A 19,646-nucleotide genomic window follows, 5' to 3' on the forward strand; every position below is an offset into this window, starting at 1 on the left:
CCAACAGCGCCGCGCAGGCCTACGTCGGCGAACTGGACGAGCTGATCGACCGGGTGCAGCGCACCCACGACGCCGCCGCCGCGAACTACGACGCGCTCTCCGCGGCCACCCGCGCCATCGACAGCGCCCGGCCCGAGCTGAAGCGGGTGTACGAGGAGTACGCGACCAAGCTCCAGCAGAAGCAGGGGTACGAGGCGACGGCCGCCGACCCGAAGGCGGTCGCGGGCAGCCGGGTCGTGACACCGCCGGTGACCGAGGCGGAGCTGGAGCAGTTGAACGTACGGGCCCGGGGGATCATGTTCGGGCTCAGCGGAGAGCTACAACAGGCACAGGTCATGCTGCGCCAACCCCCGCCAAAACCGACAACGAGTCGACAGCCCGATCAGCAGGAGTCACCGGGCGGCCCAACGCCAAGCCCGGCCATCCCTCCGATTGTGCCGGTGCCGATAGCGTCACCAACTCCTTCGTCGGGATCGAACGAACCATCGCGTCGAGTGAAGCCGGTGCCAACGCCAACCGCACCCGCCGTCGGGCCGGTACTTGGTGGTGCGGGAGCCGCGCTGGCGCCGGCAGCGGCCAATCCTGGCATTACAGGTGTCACCCCACCCCTTCACCCGAATCCGCCAGGCACAGGGATCAGCCTTCCACCGCCCCTTCCCTCGACCTCGGGATCGACCAACTCAGGCGGCAGCGCGAGACTCCCCGGGTCACCCAACCAGCTTGGGCGCCTTGGAGGCGGCACGAGCGGGTCGTCACATGTCACTCAGCCACCTCGCCCGATGCCACCAGGGGGCCTAATTGGCGGGGTGCCTGGCATGGGGCTGGGTCAGCCTGGATCTGGCGCCAATTCCCCTCGCCGGGTCAATCCTGTTGGCGGACTGATCGGGGGTGGTAGTGCTGGAACCGCACCAACTGGCGCGGCGGGTTCCCGTCCCGGCACCGGCAGAGCAGGTCATTTTGGCCCAGTACATGGCATGCCACCGATTGGCGGCGCCCCTGGGATAGGGCCGTCCGGCAGACCTGGTCGCCGTGAACTGGAGGACGGCGAGACGCGCCGCTGGGACCCCGACCATCCCTGGGAGACTGAGGAGGGCGTTAACCCGGTAGTTCGGCCGCCAGACGACGATGGCCCTATCGATCCCGGGCCAGCCATCGGCTTCAATCGGTGAGGAGACGTTTCGTCGCCGCCGCCCTCAGCGCTTTGGTTATCTCGGCGGCGAGTACGACACCGGCGATCCCTGCCCATGGCGCGGCGAAATTTCACGCGCGCACCCAGGTACGCGATGCACAGTGGCACCTGCGCTACCTCAAGGCGACCGAGGCTCACCGAGTCACCCAAGGCGCAGGAATCACCGTTGCGGTTCCCGATACCGGAGTCGAGCCACATCCTGATCTTTCCAGTAATCTCCTGAGTGGAACCAGCACCATAGCGGGCAGCGAGGGAGACGGATGTCAGGACAACTCTGGCCATGGCACACTGATGGCCGGGCTAATCGCTGCCCATGGCCAGACAGCGAGAGCAGGGGCACTTGGCATAGCACCCAAGGCGAAGATCTTGCCGATCCGCGTGAAGCCAACGGGAGGCGAGGGAAGCACCGAAGATCTTGCAGCTGGTATTGAGTGGGCTGTAGCGAAGGGTGCCGACGTAATCAGCATCTCTGCGGTAGCCGGCGCAAGCGTTCGTCTCCAACGATCAGTAAGAGCGGCGCTTGACGCAGAAATAATCGTCGTAGCCGCTGCGGGCAATCGGCCGGATGACGTCCGCGTCGGCTATCCCGCCTCAGAGCCAGGCGTAATCGCTGTCGGTGGGACAGATGCAAGCGGCCAGCATGCCCGTGTCTCTGTAACTGGATCAGAAATCGATGTGGTTGCCCCTGCAGTTGAGATCTATAGCACGAACCACAACGGCGGCTACTCAAAGGGCACTGGGACGTCCAGCGCAGCCGCCATCGTGGCGGGAGCCGCAGCGTTGATCCGGGCTAGCTACCCCTACCTACCTGTGGAAGAGGTCGCACACCGGCTCACCGCCACCGCTGTAGACAAGGGCCCGCCCGGCCATGACGACGAATATGGCTATGGAGTCATCGACCTAGTAGCTGCTCTCACTGCCGACGTACCCCCGCTCGGCTTTGAATCGGCGCCTGGAAGCGGGCCTGGCGGCGGCGGTAACGCGACTGTTACGGCCGCACCGCCGGCCTCTGCGGGCAATGGAGATGGCGCGGCAGCCCGCGGTCTCGCGACGCTCGGTGTGATTGTGGTGGCTGGCGGGGCGTACGTACTAGTCAGGCGACGTCGACGGATGAATGATCCCCCGCCACGGATAAGCCGTTGATTGACTCGTCTTGGTCCATCAACCAACGAGGCGTACTGGGCGCCCCTTCGCGCGGCTCCCCGGCCTTGTACGAGCAGTAGCGTCCGTTCCAGACCGTGCCGGTCGGCTGGTCGTGCGCCCGGCCTGCACGCCAGCCGGTAGCGTCGAAGGCGTGTCGAACTCCCTGCCCTTGCGCCTCGTCCTCGCCAGTCAGAGCCCCGCCCGCCGCAAGCTCCTCCAGGCCGCCGGTATCGAACCCGACGTGCTGGTGAGCGGCGTCGACGAGTCCCAGGTGGTCGCCGACCGGGCCGAGGATCTCTGCCTGGAGTTGGCGAGGTTGAAGGCGCTGGCGGTGCTCGACCGGCTCCGCGCCACCCCGGACGAGCGGACCCTGGTCCTCGGCTGCGATTCGGTGCTCGCCTTCGACGGGGAGATCCTGGGCAAGCCGGCGGACGCCGCCGATGCGACGGAGCGCTGGCGGCGGATGCGGGGGCGCAGCGGGGTGCTGCACACCGGGCACTGCCTGGTCGACGTCGTTCACGAGGCCCGGGCGGAGGCGGTGGCCTCGACCACCGTGCACTTCGCCGACATCAGTGACGAGGAGATCGCCGCCTACGTGGCCACGGGTGAGCCGTTGGCGGTGGCGGGCGCGTTCACCATCGACGGGTTGGGCGGGGCGTTCCTCACCGGCATCGAGGGTGACCCGGGGACGGTGGTGGGGTTGAGCCTGCCGTTGCTGCGTCGTCTGCTGGGCGAGTTGGAGCTGAACATCACCGATCTGTGGACGAAGGTCGCGCCGGGGGGCCAGGAAGTCGAGCATCTCGGCTAGCGTCCGGTCATGAGCCCGAAGTCACCGCCGCTGACGCCGGAACTGCACGCCTATCTGGTCGCGCACGGATCACCGCCGGACGAGATCATGCGTGACCTGGCCGAGGAGACGATGAAGGTCCTACCCGACCAGGCCACGATGCAGGTGGCACCGGAGCAGGCCGCGTTCCTGACCTTCCTCACCCGGCTGCTGAACGTACGGCAGGCGGTGGAGGTGGGCACCTTCACCGGGCTCTCCGCGCTGGCCATCGCCCGTGGGCTGCCCGACGAGGGACGCCTGACCTGCTTCGACATCTCCGAGGAGTACACCGGCATCGCCCGGCGGTACTGGGCGCGGGCGGGGGTCGCCGACCGGATCGACCTGCGCATCGGGCCGGCCGCCGACGGGCTGCGCGAGCTGCCCCTGGAGCGCCACCTGGACTTCGCGTTCATCGACGCCGACAAGACCGGTTATCCGATCTACTGGGACGAGCTGGTTCCGCGGATGCGGCCGGGGGCGGTGATCGCGGTGGACAACACACTGCGCGGTGGTCGGGTGATCGCCCCGCAGAACGCCGACGATCGGGCGATCGCCGCGTTCAACGACGAGGTTCTCGCCGACGTGCGTGTCGACGCGGTGATGCTGCCGATCGCCGACGGCGTGACCCTGGCTCGGGTGCGTTGACGCCCAGATCCACCCCGAGGCGCCGATGCCGGCGGCGTCCGATCCAGCGATGAGTCGTGTTCAGGCGGTCCAGTGGTAGTCGCCCGCCGGCAGGCTGGGCAGAGGACGCGTGTCGAACGCGCGGATCTCCTCGCCGTCGACAACCACATAGCGGATACCACCGTGGTAGCTGTCCAGGTGCGCCTCCAGATGGATCAGAGCCAGGCGGTAGCGCCCCTCGGCCAGAGTCACGTCGGGCCCGAAGACCCCGTCGACGTCCTCCGCGCTCATTCCGCGGAGATATCGCTCGACATCGTCGTCCACAAGATGGAGAAACGCCTCGGGCGCCCCGGAACGCGAATCGACCGCGAACCAGCCGGCACCGACCTCGTGAAGGGAAAGCCCGTGTTGACGGAGGTCGGCGACGATCCGCTGCGCGGAATGATCCACAATTTCGACATTAACAAGGGGCCGGACACGCGAGCGACCATCGTCGATCGCCGGCCTGCCTGGGCCCCGGGGGCCGGTCAGACGGCGACGGGAGCCGGGCGGTCGTCCGGCGCGGGTGCCGTCCGCAGCGCGCGGCCGAGTCGCACGGTGAGCAGCACGGCCGCCGCGATGAAGCCGGGCAGCGCCAGGAAGGCCAGGTGGGGTCCGACCCCGTCGGCCACCGCGCCCAGCGCCACCGGCGCGATCCCGAAACCCACCCCCATCGAGTACGACGACCAGCCGGCCGCCTTGTCGGCGGCCGCTCCGGCGACGTTCAGCGCGATCGAGATCGCCAGGGGGTAGTGCAGCGCGTTGCCCAGTCCCAGCACCACCAGCCCGGTGACGGCGAGCCAGCCGACCGACGCCAGCCAGAAGATCGAGAACCCGGCCAGGGAGAGGGCGAGCGCGCCGAGCAGCAGCGGCACGGGCGGCCAGCGCAGGGCGATCCGGCCGCCGATCAGCCGGCCGAGGAACATCCCGCAGACGATGGCGGCGACCGCGGCCGACGCGGCGGCGGCGGTCATCCCGGCGTGCGAGCGCAGCACGTCGGCAGTCCACAGCGACAGGCAGACCTCGATCGAACCGGTCATCGCCATCAGCAGCCAGGCGATCCAGTACGCCCGCGGCAACCGGCCCGCCGCGGCCGGTCCGCCCACGCCGCCGGGCTGGACCGAGGTCGACGGGGTCGGCCCGACCCGGCCGGGAGTGACCGCCGCCCCGGTGACGCTGCCCGGCTCCGCCGAGGGCGCGAGGGGCACCTCGATTCGACCGGCGGCCGGGGCGGCGGCGTCCGGCAGGCGTACGCGGAAGACGCGGGCGGCGAGCGCGACCAGCGCGATCAGCCCGACCTCGACGGCCATCACCGGTCGCCAGCCGAGGCCCGCGTCGACGCTGACGCCGATCACCAGCGGGGCGAGGATGCCCATGCCGGCGCCGACGGCGTTGGCCTCGGTGAGGGCGGCCGGCGCGGCGGCGCCGTGCCGGGCGGTGAGGACGACGGCCACGCCACTGATCACCATCATGCCGCCGGTCGCGATGACGGCGACCGTGGCGAGGGTGGCCGGCAGCGGGCGGAGCAGGCCGAACGCGGTGACACCGGCGGCGACCCCGGCCAGGCCGGCCCAGATCGCCGGGCCGCGGCCGATGAGGCGGGCGAGTGGCGCGAAGAGCGCGCCGCCGAGGATGGCGCCGACGGCGATGGCGGTGCTGTGCAGGCCGGCGACGGCGGCGCTGGTGCCCTGCTCGTCGCGGAGCAGCGGTACGACCGGGCCGAACCCGTAGAGGAAGAAGCCCCACAGCCCCAGCTGGGCGTAGGTCAGCCAGGTGATCCTGTCATGGGTGAGGCGGGGCACCGGCCTTACGCTACAAGCGTCGGACCGGTGCCTCGCCTCCGGTGAGAGGCAACTCTCGCCGGGGCTGTGTCAGTGGGCCCCCCGCTCAGGCTGGGGCCCCCTCCTCACCGGACGCTGCGGGCGAACTGGCGGGCGGCCCAGAACACGCCGGCGGCGGCGAGCACCGCGGTGATGGTGAGGCCCTGCCAGACCTTGTCGTCGCCGAGGTCACCGGCGAAGAGGGCCCGGGTGCCGTCCACCGCCCAGGAGAACGGGTTCCAGTTCGCGACGCCCTGCAACCATCCCGGGGCGAAGGTGAGCGGCAGCAGGATGCCGGAGAGCAGGAGCACCGGCTGGGCAACGGTGTTCATCAGCGGAGCGAGCGCGTCCTCGCTCTTGACCTTGAGCGCGACGCCGTACGAGACGGCCGAGGTCATCAGCGCGATCAGGGCGAGCATCAGGTACGCCAGGAGCAGGTCGCCGATGAAGACGCGCAGGTCGAACAGGAGCGCCAGCAGCGTGATGATGATGGCCTGGGCGATCAGCGAGACCACGTCCCGCAGGGAGCGGCCGAGCAGCAGGGCGAGCCGGCTGACCGGGGTGACCCGGGACCGTTCGATGACCCCGGCGCGCAGCTCGGCGATCAGGCCGAAGCCCTGGAACAGCCCACCGAAGATGGCCAGCAGCACCAGCAGGCCCGGTACGAAGATCTTGTAGGCGGCGGCCTGGGTGGGCGCGTTCAGGGCCGGCTTGAGCAGCGGGGCGAAGAGCAGCAGGTACATCACCGGCTGGAAGACACCGACGAAGACCCAGACCGGGTTGCGCAGCAGTAGCTGGAGCTGGCGCTCGAAGATCAGCCAGGTGTCGCGGGCGAGTTTCATGAGGTTCTCTCCGTAATCTCAGGACTCGCGCAGCGAGCGGCCGGTCTTGGTGAGGAAGACGTCGTCGAGGCTGGGTCGGTGCAGCTCGATCGAGCGCAGGTCGATGCCGCCCTGGTCGAGCCGGCGAAGGAGCTGCGGGATGACGGTGGCGCCCTCGTCGACGTAGAGGCGCAGGCCGCCCTCGTCGACGGTCTCCAGCTTGTTGACGTACTCCTCGCCGTCGAGCAGCTTGGCGGCCTGCGGGGTGGCGGCGAGGTCCAGGCCGACCAGCACGACGTCGCCGGAGATCTCCCGCTTCAGCGCGGTCGGGGTGCCCTCGGCGACCACCTCGCCGTTGTCCATGATCGCGATCCGGTCGCAGAGCGCGTCGGCCTCGTCCAGGTAGTGCGTGGTGATGAAGACGGTCATCCCCTCGGTGCGCAGCCGCCGGATCTCGTCCCACATGTGCGCGCGGCTCTGCGGGTCGAGGCCGGTGGTCGGCTCGTCGAGGAAGACGACCTTCGGCTCGTGGATGATGCCGAGGGCGATCTCCACCCGCCGCCGCTGCCCGCCGGAGTACGTCTTGCACTTGCGGTCGGCGTACTCGGTGAGCTGGAAGGCGTCCAGCGCGCGGGCGGCCCGGCGGTGGGCGTCGGCCTTGCCGATGCCGTACATCCGGGCGTGCAGGACCAGCTCCTCGCGGGCGGTGGACTCGTCCCAGGTGCTGCCGCCCTGGGGTACGTAGCCGATCCGCCGGCGCACCTCGGCCGGGTCCTTGCGCAGGTCGGCGCCGGCGATGCTGGCCTCGCCGCCGTCCGGCTCGATCAGCGTGGCGAGCATCCGCAGGGTGGTGGTCTTGCCGGCGCCGTTGGGGCCGAGGAACCCGAAGATCTCCCCCTCGGCGACGTCGAGGTCGACCCCGCGCACGGCGTCGACCGTCTTCGTCTCCCGACCCTGGCGGGAGCGGAACGACTTCCGCAGCCCTCTGGTCTCGATCATTTCTACTCCTGGTCGTCCGGGCCGGACGCGCCGGCCGTCTGCCCCCTGGGGCGACGCCGGACGGCGTGCTCCCCCGTTGTGCCGCGAGCAGGCTAACGCGATATAGCTCTTATGGTCAACGTTGATTATTGCGCGTCGGGTCGGCTGGCCGGCTTACCGTCCGGAAAGCCCGACCAACCCTCCGCCCCGACCAGTCCAGCAGGCAGGTACGACACCCCGGACTCGATTCGCTCAGCGATCCGCTCGCACCAGCCAATCTCCGCCTCTGCGCGGACCGCCCAGAGCTCGAACATCCAGGCCACGTGCACCGGCTTGGTCTCGCGCATCCAGTCCGAGTCCACCGAGGCCCGCATCGTCTCGACGCCGGCCCGGAGCAGGTTGGCCCGGTTGCGCAGGGCGGCCGCCGCCTCCTCGCGGGGCAGGGCGGGCAGGAAGGAGAAGGCCGCCACGAAGGGGTCCGGCGTCTCGTGCAGCTGCCACCAGTGTCCGCGCAGCAGAGTCTCGAACTCGTCCTCACCCTTCGGCGTGACCTCGTAGCTGGTCCGCGCCGGCCGGGCGCCGACCTGCTCGGTGGCGACCGCCCGCAGCAGGCCCTCGTCGGCCAGCTTGCGCAACCCGTGGTAGATCGAGCCGGGCTGCACGTTGGCCCACCTGTCGGCGTTCCAGCTGAGCAGCTCGCGGCGCACGTCGTAGCCGTGCACCGGCTGCATCCAGCGCACCAGGCCGAGAATCATCATCCGAGTCGCAGACACCGGACAAGCGTAATAGCCAAACTTGACTAAGGTCGGCGCGGCAGTGCCACATCCCACACTGAGCGATCGTTAGGGCGATCAGAGTGGCCGATACACTCCCGGTCAACGACCCCGGGAGGAGCCACAAGGTGCGCAAGGTACTCATCGCCAACCGCGGAGAGATCGCCGTCCGCGTCATCCGCGCCTGCCGCGACGCCGGCCTGGGCAGCGTCGCCGTCTACGCGGACTCGGACCGGGACGCCCTGCACGCCACCCTCGCCGACGAGGCGTACGCCCTCGGCGGCGACACGGCGGCGGAGAGCTACCTGCGCATCGACAAGCTGATCGACATCGCCGGCAAGGCCGGCGCGGACGCCGTCCACCCCGGCTACGGCTTCCTCTCCGAGAACGCCGACTTCGCCCAGGCCGTCATCGACGCCGGGCTGACCTGGATCGGCCCCACCCCGCAGGCCATCCGCGACCTGGGCGACAAGGTGACCGCGCGGCACATCGCCCAGCGCGCCGGCGCTCCCCTGGTCCCCGGCACCCCCGACCCGGTCGGCAGCCCCGACGAGGTGATCGCGTTCGCGGTCGACCACGGCCTGCCGGTCGCCATCAAGGCCGCCTTCGGCGGTGGCGGGCGCGGGCTCAAGGTGGCCCGCACCATGGAGGAGATCCCGCACCTGTTCGAGTCGGCCACCCGCGAGGCGGTCGCCGCGTTCGGCCGGGGCGAGTGCTTCGTCGAGCGGTACCTGGACAAGCCCCGCCACGTCGAGGCGCAGGTCCTCGCCGACCAGCACGGCAACGTGGTCGTGGTCGGCACCCGGGACTGCTCGCTCCAGCGCCGGCACCAGAAGCTGGTCGAGGAGGCCCCGGCGCCGTTCCTCACCGAGGCGCAGCGCGCCCAGATCCACGACAGCGCCAAGGCGATCTGCCGGGAGGCCGGCTACCACGGCGCCGGCACCGTCGAGTACCTGGTCGGCGTCGACGGCACCATCTCCTTCCTGGAGGTCAACACCCGGCTCCAGGTCGAGCACCCGGTCACCGAGGAGACCGCCGGCATCGACCTGGTCCGCGAGCAGTTCCGGATCGCCGACGGCGAGAAGCTGCGGCTGGCCGAGGATCCCACCCCGCGCGGGCACTCCATCGAGTTCCGGATCAACGGCGAGGACCCGGGCCGCAACTTCCTGCCCGCCCCGGGCACCGTCACCGCGCTGCGGCTGCCCACCGGCCCGGGCGTCCGGGTCGACACCGGCATCTCGGCCGGCGACGTGATCGGCGGCAACTTCGACTCGCTGCTGGCCAAGGTGATCATCACCGGCGAGACGCGCGCCGAGGCGATCGAGCGGGCCCGCCGCGCGCTGGACGAGATGGTCGTCGAGGGCATGGCCACGGCGCTGCCGTTCCACCGGCTCGTGGTGCGGGACGAGGCGTTCACCGCCGAGCCGTTCACCGTGCACACCCGGTGGATCGAGACCGAGTTCGACAACACCGTGCCGGCGTTCACCGCCGCCGCCGGCGCCGCCGAGGCGCCGGCGGAGCGCGAGACCGTCGTGGTCGAGGTGGGTGGCAAGCGGCTGGAGGTGACCTTGCCGGCCGGTCTCGGCGCGGGTACGGCCACCGCCGCGCCCGCCGCGAAGAAGCCGGGCCGCCGGGGTGGCGGCGCCAAGGCCGGCGCGGCGGTCAGCGGTGACGCGCTCACCTCCCCCATGCAGGGCACCCTCGTGAAGATCGCGGTCGCCGACGGGGACACCGTCGCCGAGGGCGACCTGGTGGTGGTGCTGGAGGCGATGAAGATGGAGCAGCCGCTGCACGCCCACAAGGCCGGTACGGTCAGCGGGCTGTCCGCCGAGGTCGGCGCGGTGATCACCGCCGGCGCGGCGATCTGCACCATCGCCTGACCCCGGTCGCCCCGTCCTCCCCGGCCCGCCGGGGAGGACGGCAGCACGAGGGACCTGCCTCCGAGTCCCGTTCCTGCCCCTTCGGCAGGTCCTTCGCCGGGTGCCCACCGAACGCCCCGTCCACGCCGCCGCGGACGGCTCGGCGGGCCGGGGCGGGGTGGTTTGGGCCACCAGCGACGGCGGAGTGGGCCGGGAGCAGGAATGATTGCCGGGTGCGGTTCCTTCATGGCGCGGTCCCCGCGCACGACCTGACCTACAACGACGTCTTCATGGCGCCGGCCCGCTCCGAGGTGGGCTCGCGACTCGACGTCGACTTGGCCACCGGCGACGGTACGGGCACCACCATCCCGCTGGTGGTCTCCAACATGACGGCGGTGTCCGGCCGGCGGATGGCCGAGACCGTCGCCCGGCGCGGCGCGATCGCGGTCATCCCGCAGGACATCCCGATCGAGGTGGTGGCCAACGTGGTCGCCTGGGTCAAGCAGCGGCACCTGGTGCACGACACCCCGATCACGCTCGGCCCGACCGACACCGTCGGCGACGCGATCCACCTGCTGCCGAAGCGGTCGCACGGCGCGGTGATCGTGGTCGACGACGCGGGTCGCCCGGTCGGGGTGGTCACCGAGGCGGACACGGTCGGGGTGGACCGGTTCGCCCAGCTCCGGCACGTGATGTCGACCGAGCTGCACACCGTGTCGGCGGACGCGGATCCGCGTACCGGTTTCGACCGGCTCTCCGCGGGCCGCCGCCGGCTGGCCCCGGTGGTGGACGCGGACGGCCGCCTGGTCGGGGTGCTGACCAGGCAGGGCGCGCTGCGCGCCACCCTCTACAAGCCGGCCCTGGACGACCGGGGCCGGTTGCGGGTCGCCGCCGCCGTGGGCATCAACGGCGACGTGACCGGCAAGGCCGAGGCGCTGCTGGCCGCCGGGGTGGACACCCTGGTGGTGGACACCGCGCACGGCCACCAGGAGCGGATGATCTCCGCGCTGCGGGCGGTCCGCAAGCTCGACCCGGGCGTCCCGGTGGCGGCCGGCAACGTGGTCACCGCCGAGGGGGTACGCGACCTGGTGGCGGCGGGCGCGGACATCGTCAAGGTCGGAGTCGGACCGGGCGCGATGTGCACCACCCGGATGATGACCGGGGTCGGGCGGCCGCAGTTCTCCGCGGTGCTGGACTGCTCGGCCGCGGCCCGGGAGCTGGGGCGGCACGTCTGGGCCGACGGCGGCGTGCGGCACCCGCGTGACGTGGCGCTGGCGCTGGCGGCCGGGGCGTCGAACGTGATGATCGGCTCCTGGTTCGCCGGCACCTACGAGTCCCCCGGTGACCTCTACACCGAGCCGGACGGCCGGCGCTACAAGGAGAGCTTCGGCATGGCCTCGGCGCGGGCGGTCAGCGCGCGTACCGCCGAGGACAGCGCGTTCGACCGGGCCCGGAAGGCGATCTTCGAGGAGGGCATCTCCTCGGCCCGGATGTACCTGGACCCGACCCGCCCCGGCGTCGAGGACCTGATCGACGAGATCATCTCCGGGGTGCGCAGCGCCTTCACCTACGCGGGCGCGCGCAACCTGGACGAGTTCCACGAGCGGGCCCTGGTCGGCGTGCAGAGCGCCGCCGGCTACACCGAGGGGATGCCCCTGCCCACCAGCTGGTGACCGAAGCGACCGGCGGCGTGACCCGGCCGGCGGCGCGGGGGGCTCAGCCGACCGTTGCCGCCGCCGGCCCGACGGCGGCGGACGGGGCGGCCGGCTCGGGGTGGTCCCTCGGCAAGCGGGCGCAGGCGATCAGGCCGATCAGCAGGAAGCCGGCGGCGGCGAAGGCGGCGTACCGGGTCGCCTGGGAGAAGGCGACCTTGGCCTCCTCGGCGACCGGCGCTGTACGCGGATCGCCGGCCAGGCCGCCGATGGCCGCGCCGGCGCTCTCCCGCACCGCCGTGACCACCTGGTCGCGCTGGGCCGGGTCGAGTCCCGGCTGGCCGGCGAGCCGGTCGCCGAGGATGCCGCCCAGGCTGGCGAAGAGCACCGTGCCGAGCACCGCGATGCCGAGCGCCGAGCCGATCTGGCGCGCGGTGCTCTGCACCCCCGAGCCCTGCCCGCTCTGCCGCACCGGCACCTCGCGCAGGCAGACGCCGGTGAGCTGCGCGGCGGCCAGGCCGACGCCCACCCCGTAGACGAAGAGGAAACCGAGCGGCGCCCACCAGGACGTGTCGGGCGCCACGACGACGCCGAGCCCGGCCACGCCGACCAGTTCGGCGGCGACGCCGAGCTGCACCACCCGGACAGCGCCCCGGCGCCGGGTCAGCACCGCGCCCACGCCGCTGGCCAGGAAGCTGCCCAGCGCGAGCGGGAGCAGGGCCAGGCCGGTGCCGAAGGCGCTGTAACCGAGCACGTTCTGGTACCACAGCGGCAGCGCGAAGAGCAGTCCGAACTCGCCGAGGCTGACGATCGCGGCGGCGACGACGCCGTTGCGGAACGAGCCGATGCCGAACAGCGACAGGTCGAGCAGGGCCGGCCGCCCCGTCCGGTTGCGGTGGACCTGCTGGCCGACGAAGGCGGCGAGGGCGAGCAGTCCCAGGCCCCCGGCGACCGGCACCGGGGAGATCCCGCCGGTCCAGTCGACGCCGAGGAGGCGGAACGGCTCCTCCCGTTCCCACCAGCCGTAGGTGCGTCCCTCGATCAGGGCGAAGACCACGCCCGCCAGGCCGATCACCGAGAGCAGCGCGCCGCGCCAGTCGACGCCGCGCTCCGTCCGCTCGTCGCGCGACTCGCCGACCAGGGCGAGGGTGCCGGCGAGGACGACCGCGCCCACCGGGACGTTGATGCCGAACGCCCACCGCCACGAGTGCTCGGTGGTCAGCCAGCCGCCGAGCAGCGGGCCGAGGGCGGCGGCGCCGCCGATGGTGGAGCCCCAGATCGCGAACGCGGCGGCCCGCTCCCGACCACGGAAGTTGGCGTTGAGCAGGGAGAGCGAGGTGGGCAGGATCATCGCGGCGCCGACGCCCTGGAGCACCCGCGCGCCGATCAGCGCCGCGCCGGAGCCGGCCACCGCGGCCAGCACGCTGGCCGCCACGAACACCACGACCCCGACGACGAACATCCGCCGTCGCCCGGAGCGGTCGGCGAAGCGGCCCGCGACCAGCAGCAACGCCGCGAAGGCGAGGATGTACGCCTCCTGCACCCACTGCGCGTCGGTCGAGGTGATCCGGAGGTCGCGGATGATCTCGGGCACCGCGACGTTGACGATCGTCGCGTCGACGATGATCGCCGCGACGCCGAGGCTGATGGCGAACAGACCCCACCAGCGCCCACGGCCCTGCTCACGCATGCCTGCCTCGCATTCGCTAGATTGTCTAGCTACCTGACGTGCTAACTTCAGCCGGTGAACGGGGTCACGTCAACCGCAAGGCCGGGAAACGCCGATGGACACGCCGGCCTCGCGTCGACCAACGGACCGGCCGGGACCAGCGAGGCCGCCCGCGCACTGCGCGACGTGCTCCGGGTCGCCCGGGACACCCGCGGCGCGCTCGCCCGCCGGCTGGGGATCGGGATCACCGACGCCGCCGCCCTCGACCAGCTCGTCTCCAGCCCGGAGGCGCTCGGCCCGGTGGAGCTGGGCAACCGCCTCGGCATCCGCTCGGCCTCGGCCACCACGCTGGTGGACCGGCTGGTGCGCGCCGGCCATGTGGAGCGGACCCCGCACCCGCACGACCGGCGCCGGTTGACGCTGCGGGTCACCGACCACGCGCACGAGGAGGTGCTGGCGGCGCTGCGTCCGATGCTGGTCGGGATCGACCGCGCGGTCGACCGGCTGACCCCGGAGCAGGCCGCGGCGACCGCCGGGTTCCTGCGTGAGATCGCCGAGGTGTTGCGCGACTACGTCGCCACGGCCCCCGACGATCCGCCCGCCTCCCGCTCGGCCGGCTGACCCGCCGTCAGCGGGCGGCGAAGAGGCGGCGGATGACCGCCCTCGCCGCCTCCCGGGGATCGTCGCCGACCCGCTCCGGCAGCGCGCCGGCCAGCCAGAGCGTGGCGAAGCCGTGCACGATGGACCAGGCGGCGAGGGCGTCCCCCTGCGGATCGCCGGCGCTCGCCCGCTCGGCCGGCAGCGCCGCCACCCCCGACCGCAGGGCCGCGCCCGCGCGCTCCCGGGCGGCCCGCACCTCCGGCGCTTCGGCCCGGTAGAGGTCGGGGCGGAACATCACGTCGAAGTGCGCGCGGTGTCGGACCGCGAAGTTGACGTACGCGACGCCGGCTTCGTGCAGATCCCCACCCGCGCCGCACAGCGCCTCGGCGAGCAGGTCGAAGCCCTCGGCGGCGAGCGCGGTGAGCAGGCCGGGCTTGTCACCGAAGTGGTGCGCCGGGGCGGCGTGCGAGACGCCGGCCCGTCGGGCCAGGTCACGCAGGCTGAGCGCCCCCGGGCCCGACTCCTCGATCACCTCCACCGCCGCCGCGAGCAGGGCGCGACGCAGGTCGCCGTGGTGGTAGCCGCGCGTTCCGGTCATGCCGTCATCCTATCTTGTCATTGACAAGTTGGTCCGCTCCGAGGCATCTTGTCGGTGACAAGTTCCTGTTCGAGGAGGTACCCGTGGCCCCCCTGATCGCGCTCGTGGTCGGCACCGCGCTCGCCCGACTGGCCGGCCTGGCCGGCGTGGCCCCGCTCGACGGCTGGCACCCCGCGCTGCGGGTGGGGCTGGCCCTGATGTTCACGCTGACGGGCGTCGCGCACTTCACCGGGCGCCGCGCCGACCTCGTCGCGATGGTGCCTCCGGCGCTGCCCCGGCCGGACCTGCTGGTGACCCTCACCGGGGTGCTGGAACTGCTCGGCGCCGCGGCGCTGCTCGTCCCGGCGGCCGCCCGCTGGGCCGCGGCCGGACTGGCCCTGCTGATGCTGGCCATGTTCCCGGCCAACGTCTCCGCGGCCCGGCGCGGCCTGACCCTGGCCGGGCGACCGGTGACCCCGCTGCCGACGCGGACCGTGCTCCAGGTCGTCTTCGTCGCGGCGGCGGCCGGAGTCACGTTCGGGGCCTGAGCCAGAGGCCCCCGGACCCCGTCGGTCCAGGGGGCGCTCTCCTCGTGACCGGCTCAGGCGGCGGCCGGCAGCAGGTCGGTCGAGCGGGCGGCCACCACCGCGCCGACCAGCCCGAGCGCGTCCGCGACCGGCATCGGGGGCAACCCCCGGCCGCCGCGCAGGCGCAGCGACACCGACCCGTCGGCCACCTCGCGGGCGCCCAGCACCCCGACGTACGGCACCCGCCGCCGGGCGGCGTCCCGGATCCGGGCGCCCAACGAGCCGGCCCGGTCGACCTCGACCCGCAGGCCGGCCCCGGTCGCCCGGCGGGCCAACTCCTCCGCCGCACCGGCCTGCCCCTCGTCCACCGGGAGCAGCACCAGCTGCACCGGGGCGTACCAGGCCGGGAAGGCGCCCTGGTGCACCTCGATCAGGTACGCGAAGAGCCGCTCCATGCTGCCCACCAGGCTGCGGTGCACCATCACCGGCCGACGTCGCCGCCCGTCGGCGTCGGCGTACGACAGGTCGAACCGCTCCGGCTTGTCGAAGTCCAGCTGGACGGTGGAGATGGTCGACTCCCGACCGGCGGCGTCGACGATCTGGACGTCGATCTTCGGGCCGTAGAAGGCGGCCTCCCCGGGCGCCTCGGTGAACTCCGCCCCGTCGAGGGCGGCGCGGAGCAGCTCCTCGGCCCGCGCCCATCGCGCATCGTCGCCGGCGTACTTCTCCCCCGGTCCGCGCAGCGACAGCCGGAACCCGGCCGGGCGGACGCCGAGCGCCGCGTGCGCCTCGCGGATCAGCCGCAGGATCTCCCGGACCTCGGCGTCGACCTGGTCGAGGGCGCAGAAGTTGTGCGCGTCGTTCAGCGAGATGGCGCGCACCCGGGACAGCCCGCCCAGCACGCCGGAGCGCTCCGGCCGGTACATCCCACCCAGCTCGGCGATGCGCAGCGGCAGGTCCCGGTAGGAGCGGCCACGGGCCCGGTACACCAGCGCGTGGTGCGGGCAGAGCGCCGGACGGAGCACGAACTCGTCGTCGGGACTGAGCCGCAGCGGCGGGAACATGTCGTCGGCGAAGTAGCCCAGGTGCCCGGAGAGCTCGAAGAGCTCCCGTTTGCCCAGCGGCGGCGAGTAGACGTGCCGGTAGCCGGCCCGGCGTTCCAGCTCCCGGACGTACTCCTCGACCGCGTGCCGGGCGGCGGCGCCGGCCGGCAGCCAGATCGGCAGGCCCGCGCCCGCCAGGGGGTCGGAGACGAACAGGTCCAGCTCCCGGCCGAGCCTGCGGTGGTCGATCATGTCGCTCTCCTTGATCGGGGTACGACCCGGAGGCGACCTGGCCCGGAACGCCGCGAGGCCCTCGGGAGCGGATCGCCCCGGGGCCTCGTCGACGTCTGACGTCAGTGCGGCGCGCCGGGATCTCCCGGCGTCGTGGTGGGTGCCGCGCTGCGCATGTGGCGACGGTACGGCCGCGGCGGTGAGTGGCGCGACCGGATTTCCCGCCCGGATCAGGGGTGCGGGCCGCCGGCACGGGACCTGCCGGCGGCCCGCGGCGGCCCACTCGTCAGGAACGGGGGACCCGACGGGTACCGGGCCGCGCGCCGACAACGGTACGCCGACGGCCGCCGATCCGCCGACCCGTCCGGGCACGGGTTTGCCGGCGGCGGGGGCGTAACCAGCGGCGATCTGCCTCGTTACACCCCGGTGTCCCTGTGGTGTCCGTGATCACCACCGGCCGGCCCTGTCCGTGGTGACGGCGGCCATGCCGTCAGGCTCGGTGCATCCGATCGGCCTTGACCGGCGAGGTGGCAGCCGTGCCCGAACTTCTCACTGACGTCGCGTCGCCGACGTGGGCCTACCTCCTGCTGCTGGGGCTGCTGATCGCGGACGCGTTCGTGCCGGTCATCCCCACCCAGGTCGTGATGATCACCGGGGGTGCGCTCACCGTGTACGGCGGGCTGAGCCTGCCGGTCACCATCGCCGTCGGCGCGCTCGGCGTCTTCGCCGGTGACCTCGCCTGCTACCTGCTGGGGCGGGGCGCCCCCGACCGGCGCGAGCCCCGGCACGCCGAGGCGAGCCGCGCCCGCCGGATGGCCGGCCGGGTGACCCGGGGACTGCGCACCCCGGGACCGCTGGTCATCCTGCTCTGCCGGTTCGTGCCGGGGGGTCGGATGGCGGCCTGCTTCTCGGCCGGCCGCAGCCGCTACCCGTACCGGCTGTTCCTCTCCTACGAGGCCGCCGCGGCCGTCGGCTGGGCGACCTACGGCGGGCTGGTGGGTCACCTGGGCGGCACGGCGCTGACCGGCTCGGCCTGGCGGCTGGCGATCATCGCGGCGGCCGCGGCGGCCGGATTCGCGGCGGCGGGATGGGCGATGACCGCGGTCGCCGGCCGCACCACCCGCGCCGAGGTCCCGGTCGACTGACGGCTCGTAGGGGCCGTCCCGGGGATCGATGTGGGTGGGCGTCCCGGATCCGCTTCGGATGGTCCCGGCGACGCCGCCCTCCGCTGACCGGCCGCCCGGCCTGCCGGCCGGGCGGCGGCGCGGGGTCACTCCAGTTCGTGGAGCATGAGCTGGCGGGCGGCCTCGGTGATCGACCCCGACAGCGAGGGGTAGATGGTGATGGTCTGGGCCAGCTCGTTGACGGTGAGGTTGTTCTCCACCGCCATGGTGATCGGGAGGATCAGCTCGCTGGCCTTCGGCGCCACCACCACGCCCCCGACCACCTGACCGCTGGCCGGGCGGCAGAAGAGCTTGACGAAGCCGTCGGCCAGGTCGTCCATCTTCGCCCGGGCGTTGCCCGACAGCGGGAGCATCACCTGGCGCGCGGGGACCTTGCCGGCGTCCACCTCGTCCTGGGAGACGCCGACGGTGGCCAGCTCCGGGTCGGTGAAGACGTTCGCCGCCACGGTCCGCAGCCGCAGCGGGCGGACCGCCTCGCCGAGCGCGTGCCACATGGCGATCCGGCCCTGCATCGCCGCCACGCTGGCCAGCGGCAGCACGCCGGTGCAGTCGCCGGCCGCGTAGATGCCGGGAACGTTGGTGCGGGACACCCGGTCGACGGTGACGTAGCCGCCCCTGGCCAGCTCGACGCCGTACTCGGCGAGGCCCAGGCCGGCGGTGTTGGGGATCGAACCGACGGCGATCAGCGCGTGCGAGCCGGACACCAGCCGCCCGTCGGAGAGCTCGACCTCGACGCCGTCGCCGGTGCGGCGGACCGCGTCCGCGCGGGAGTTGTTGAGGATGCTCATGCCCCGGTTGCGGAAGACCCGCTCGATGGCCATCGCCGCGTCGGCGTCCTCGTGCGGCATCACCCGGTCCCGGCTGGAGACCAGGGTCACCTTGACCCCCATCGCCAGGTAGGCGCTGGCGAACTCGGCGCCGGTCACGCCGGAGCCCACCACGATCAGGTGCTCGGGCAGCTCGGGCAGGTCGTACACCTGCCGCCAGGTGAGGATGCGCTCGCCGTCGGGCAGCGCGGTGGGCAGCTGACGCGGGGTGGCGCCGGTGGCGACCAGCACGGTGGAGGCGGCGATCGACTGCTCCTCGCCGCCGTCGGCGGGGGTGACGATCACCCGGTGGGTGTGACCGAGCGTGTCCTCGCCCAGCCGGGCGGTCCCGGCGACGACGGTCACCCCGGCCTTGACCAGCTTGGCGTGGATGTCGTCGGACTGGGCCAGGGCGAGTCGCTTCACCCGCGCGTGGACCGCCCGGGCGTCGACCGTCACCGCCTCCAGCCCGTCGGAGTGCACCCCGAACTCCTCGGTGTCCCGGTAGCCGGTCACCACCTGCGAGCTGGCGATGAAGGTCTTCGACGGGACGCAGTCGGAGAGCACGCAGGCACCGCCGGCCCCCTCCGCCTCCACGACGGTGACATCGGCGTCCAGCTGAGCGGCGACCAGCGCCGCCTCGTAACCGGCCGGCCCCCCGCCGATGATCACGATCCGGCTCACAACGCTCGCCCTTCGTCAGTGCTCACAGTGACTTTCTTCTCCCGAACGTGTTCGACACGCACCGTCGTATTCTCCCCCACCCGCCCGCCGGGCTATCGTCATCGCCGTGCGTCACTACGCCGCTTACGGCTCAAACCTGGACCCCGCCCGAATGCGCGCCTACTGTCCGCATTCTCCGATGGTGGGCATCGGCTGGCTGGAGGGCTGGCGGCTGACCTTCGCGGGCGAGGACGTGATCGGCTGGGAGGGCTCGGTCAGCACCGTGGTCGAATCCCCGGGCGACCGGGTCTTCGTGGCGCTGTACGACATCCACCCGTACGACGCCGCGCAGCTCGACGAGATCGAGGGCGTCACCGCCGGCACGTACCGCAAGCTGCACGTCCGGGTCTCGACCCTGGACGGGGACGTGACCGCCTGGATCTACGTCTTCGACGGCTACGAGGGCGGCCTGCCGACCTCGTGGTACCTGTCGGAGATCGCGAACGCGGCCGAGAAGGCGGGCGCGCCGGACGACTACGTCACCGAGCTGCGGTCCCGCCCCACCGGCACCGCGTCGGCGTAGCGCGTATCGCACCCCTCCAGTGTGCTCCCGGCAGTCGCG

General features: G+C 72.5%; 19 protein-coding genes. 9 read left to right on the forward strand and 10 right to left on the reverse strand.

Annotated features, from left to right (window positions below; translation table 11 throughout):
* Window positions 1-85: 85 nt before the first annotated feature.
* Window positions 86-298 carry a hypothetical protein gene (locus AC5L3Z_RS14605; RefSeq protein ID WP_494842309.1) on the reverse strand — a complete coding sequence of 71 codons (213 nt, stop codon included), beginning with the start codon at window positions 296-298 and terminating at the stop codon, window positions 86-88.
* A 936-nt stretch (window positions 299-1,234) separates the two neighbouring features.
* On the opposite strand from AC5L3Z_RS14605, the gene AC5L3Z_RS14610 reads away from it, so the two are divergent.
* The 3 genes from AC5L3Z_RS14610 (at window position 1,235) to AC5L3Z_RS14620 (ending at window position 3,803) form a co-directional block, all read left to right on the forward strand.
* Window positions 1,235-2,332 (forward strand): S8 family serine peptidase, encoded by a 1,098-nt coding sequence (locus AC5L3Z_RS14610; RefSeq protein WP_494842713.1) that lies wholly within the window; start codon window positions 1,235-1,237, stop codon window positions 2,330-2,332.
* Between the two features lie 151 nt (window positions 2,333-2,483).
* The gene (locus tag AC5L3Z_RS14615; RefSeq protein ID WP_494842311.1) at window positions 2,484-3,140 is read left to right on the forward strand and encodes a Maf family protein; all 657 of its coding nucleotides are present in this window, start codon (window positions 2,484-2,486) and stop codon (window positions 3,138-3,140) included.
* A 9-nt stretch (window positions 3,141-3,149) separates the two neighbouring features.
* Window positions 3,150-3,803, forward strand: coding sequence for an O-methyltransferase (locus AC5L3Z_RS14620; protein ID WP_494842313.1), 654 nt, complete (start codon window positions 3,150-3,152; stop codon window positions 3,801-3,803).
* A 60-nt stretch (window positions 3,804-3,863) separates the two neighbouring features.
* On the opposite strand, the gene AC5L3Z_RS14625 is transcribed toward AC5L3Z_RS14620, so the two are convergent.
* From AC5L3Z_RS14625 to AC5L3Z_RS14645, 5 genes are all read right to left on the reverse strand, one after another.
* Window positions 3,864-4,232, reverse strand: a complete 369-nt coding sequence (locus AC5L3Z_RS14625; protein ID WP_494842315.1) for a hypothetical protein — start codon at window positions 4,230-4,232, stop codon at window positions 3,864-3,866.
* 77 nt (window positions 4,233-4,309) lie between these two features.
* On the reverse strand, window positions 4,310-5,623 hold the full coding sequence (locus tag AC5L3Z_RS14630) for an MFS transporter (protein WP_494842317.1): 1,314 nt from the start codon (window positions 5,621-5,623) through the stop codon (window positions 4,310-4,312).
* Window positions 5,624-5,727: 104 nt separating this feature from the next.
* Window positions 5,728-6,483: an ABC transporter permease gene (locus tag AC5L3Z_RS14635; RefSeq protein ID WP_494842319.1), complete on the reverse strand. Its 756-nt coding sequence runs from the start codon at window positions 6,481-6,483 to the stop codon at window positions 5,728-5,730.
* A gap of 18 nt (window positions 6,484-6,501) precedes the next feature.
* The gene (locus tag AC5L3Z_RS14640) at window positions 6,502-7,461 is read right to left on the reverse strand and encodes an ATP-binding cassette domain-containing protein (protein WP_334523487.1); all 960 of its coding nucleotides are present in this window, start codon (window positions 7,459-7,461) and stop codon (window positions 6,502-6,504) included.
* A gap of 125 nt (window positions 7,462-7,586) precedes the next feature.
* Window positions 7,587-8,198, reverse strand: coding sequence for a PadR family transcriptional regulator (locus AC5L3Z_RS14645; RefSeq protein ID WP_494842715.1), 612 nt, complete (start codon window positions 8,196-8,198; stop codon window positions 7,587-7,589).
* 143 nt (window positions 8,199-8,341) lie between these two features.
* On the opposite strand from AC5L3Z_RS14645, the gene AC5L3Z_RS14650 reads away from it, so the two are divergent.
* Window positions 8,342-10,093, forward strand: a complete 1,752-nt coding sequence (locus AC5L3Z_RS14650) for an acetyl/propionyl/methylcrotonyl-CoA carboxylase subunit alpha (protein ID WP_494842321.1) — start codon at window positions 8,342-8,344, stop codon at window positions 10,091-10,093.
* 212 nt (window positions 10,094-10,305) lie between these two features.
* Window positions 10,306-11,745, forward strand: a complete 1,440-nt coding sequence (locus AC5L3Z_RS14655) for a GuaB1 family IMP dehydrogenase-related protein (protein WP_494842323.1) — start codon at window positions 10,306-10,308, stop codon at window positions 11,743-11,745.
* Between the two features lie 43 nt (window positions 11,746-11,788).
* Here the strand turns inward: AC5L3Z_RS14655 and AC5L3Z_RS14660 are convergent, their stop codons facing one another.
* Complete coding sequence (locus tag AC5L3Z_RS14660) at window positions 11,789-13,414, reverse strand: MFS transporter (RefSeq protein WP_494842325.1); 1,626 nt, start codon at window positions 13,412-13,414, stop codon at window positions 11,789-11,791.
* A gap of 156 nt (window positions 13,415-13,570) precedes the next feature.
* On the opposite strand from AC5L3Z_RS14660, the gene AC5L3Z_RS14665 reads away from it, so the two are divergent.
* Window positions 13,571-14,014, forward strand: coding sequence for a MarR family winged helix-turn-helix transcriptional regulator (locus AC5L3Z_RS14665; RefSeq protein ID WP_494842717.1), 444 nt, complete (start codon window positions 13,571-13,573; stop codon window positions 14,012-14,014).
* Window positions 14,015-14,021: 7 nt separating this feature from the next.
* On the opposite strand, the gene AC5L3Z_RS14670 is transcribed toward AC5L3Z_RS14665, so the two are convergent.
* Complete coding sequence (locus tag AC5L3Z_RS14670; RefSeq protein WP_494842327.1) at window positions 14,022-14,591, reverse strand: TetR/AcrR family transcriptional regulator; 570 nt, start codon at window positions 14,589-14,591, stop codon at window positions 14,022-14,024.
* 83 nt (window positions 14,592-14,674) lie between these two features.
* On the opposite strand from AC5L3Z_RS14670, the gene AC5L3Z_RS14675 reads away from it, so the two are divergent.
* Window positions 14,675-15,118: a DoxX-related protein gene (locus AC5L3Z_RS14675; protein ID WP_494842329.1), complete on the forward strand. Its 444-nt coding sequence runs from the start codon at window positions 14,675-14,677 to the stop codon at window positions 15,116-15,118.
* 53 nt (window positions 15,119-15,171) lie between these two features.
* Here AC5L3Z_RS14675 and thrS read toward each other — a convergent pair whose 3' ends face one another.
* Window positions 15,172-16,392 carry a threonine--tRNA ligase gene (thrS, locus tag AC5L3Z_RS14680; RefSeq protein ID WP_494842331.1) on the reverse strand — a complete coding sequence of 407 codons (1,221 nt, stop codon included), beginning with the start codon at window positions 16,390-16,392 and terminating at the stop codon, window positions 15,172-15,174.
* Between the two features lie 515 nt (window positions 16,393-16,907).
* Here thrS and AC5L3Z_RS14685 point away from each other — a divergent pair.
* Entirely contained in the window at window positions 16,908-17,516 is a 609-nt protein-coding gene (locus AC5L3Z_RS14685; RefSeq protein ID WP_334523446.1) for a DedA family protein, read from the forward strand.
* Between the two features lie 125 nt (window positions 17,517-17,641).
* Here the strand turns inward: AC5L3Z_RS14685 and AC5L3Z_RS14690 are convergent, their stop codons facing one another.
* Window positions 17,642-19,045 carry an NAD(P)H-quinone dehydrogenase gene (locus tag AC5L3Z_RS14690; protein WP_334523437.1) on the reverse strand — a complete coding sequence of 468 codons (1,404 nt, stop codon included), beginning with the start codon at window positions 19,043-19,045 and terminating at the stop codon, window positions 17,642-17,644.
* Between the two features lie 106 nt (window positions 19,046-19,151).
* On the opposite strand from AC5L3Z_RS14690, the gene AC5L3Z_RS14695 reads away from it, so the two are divergent.
* Window positions 19,152-19,607 carry a gamma-glutamylcyclotransferase gene (locus AC5L3Z_RS14695; protein WP_334451523.1) on the forward strand — a complete coding sequence of 152 codons (456 nt, stop codon included), beginning with the start codon at window positions 19,152-19,154 and terminating at the stop codon, window positions 19,605-19,607.
* Window positions 19,608-19,646 lie beyond the last annotated feature (39 nt).

It is taken from the genome of Micromonospora sp. LZ37 (assembly GCF_059359015.1).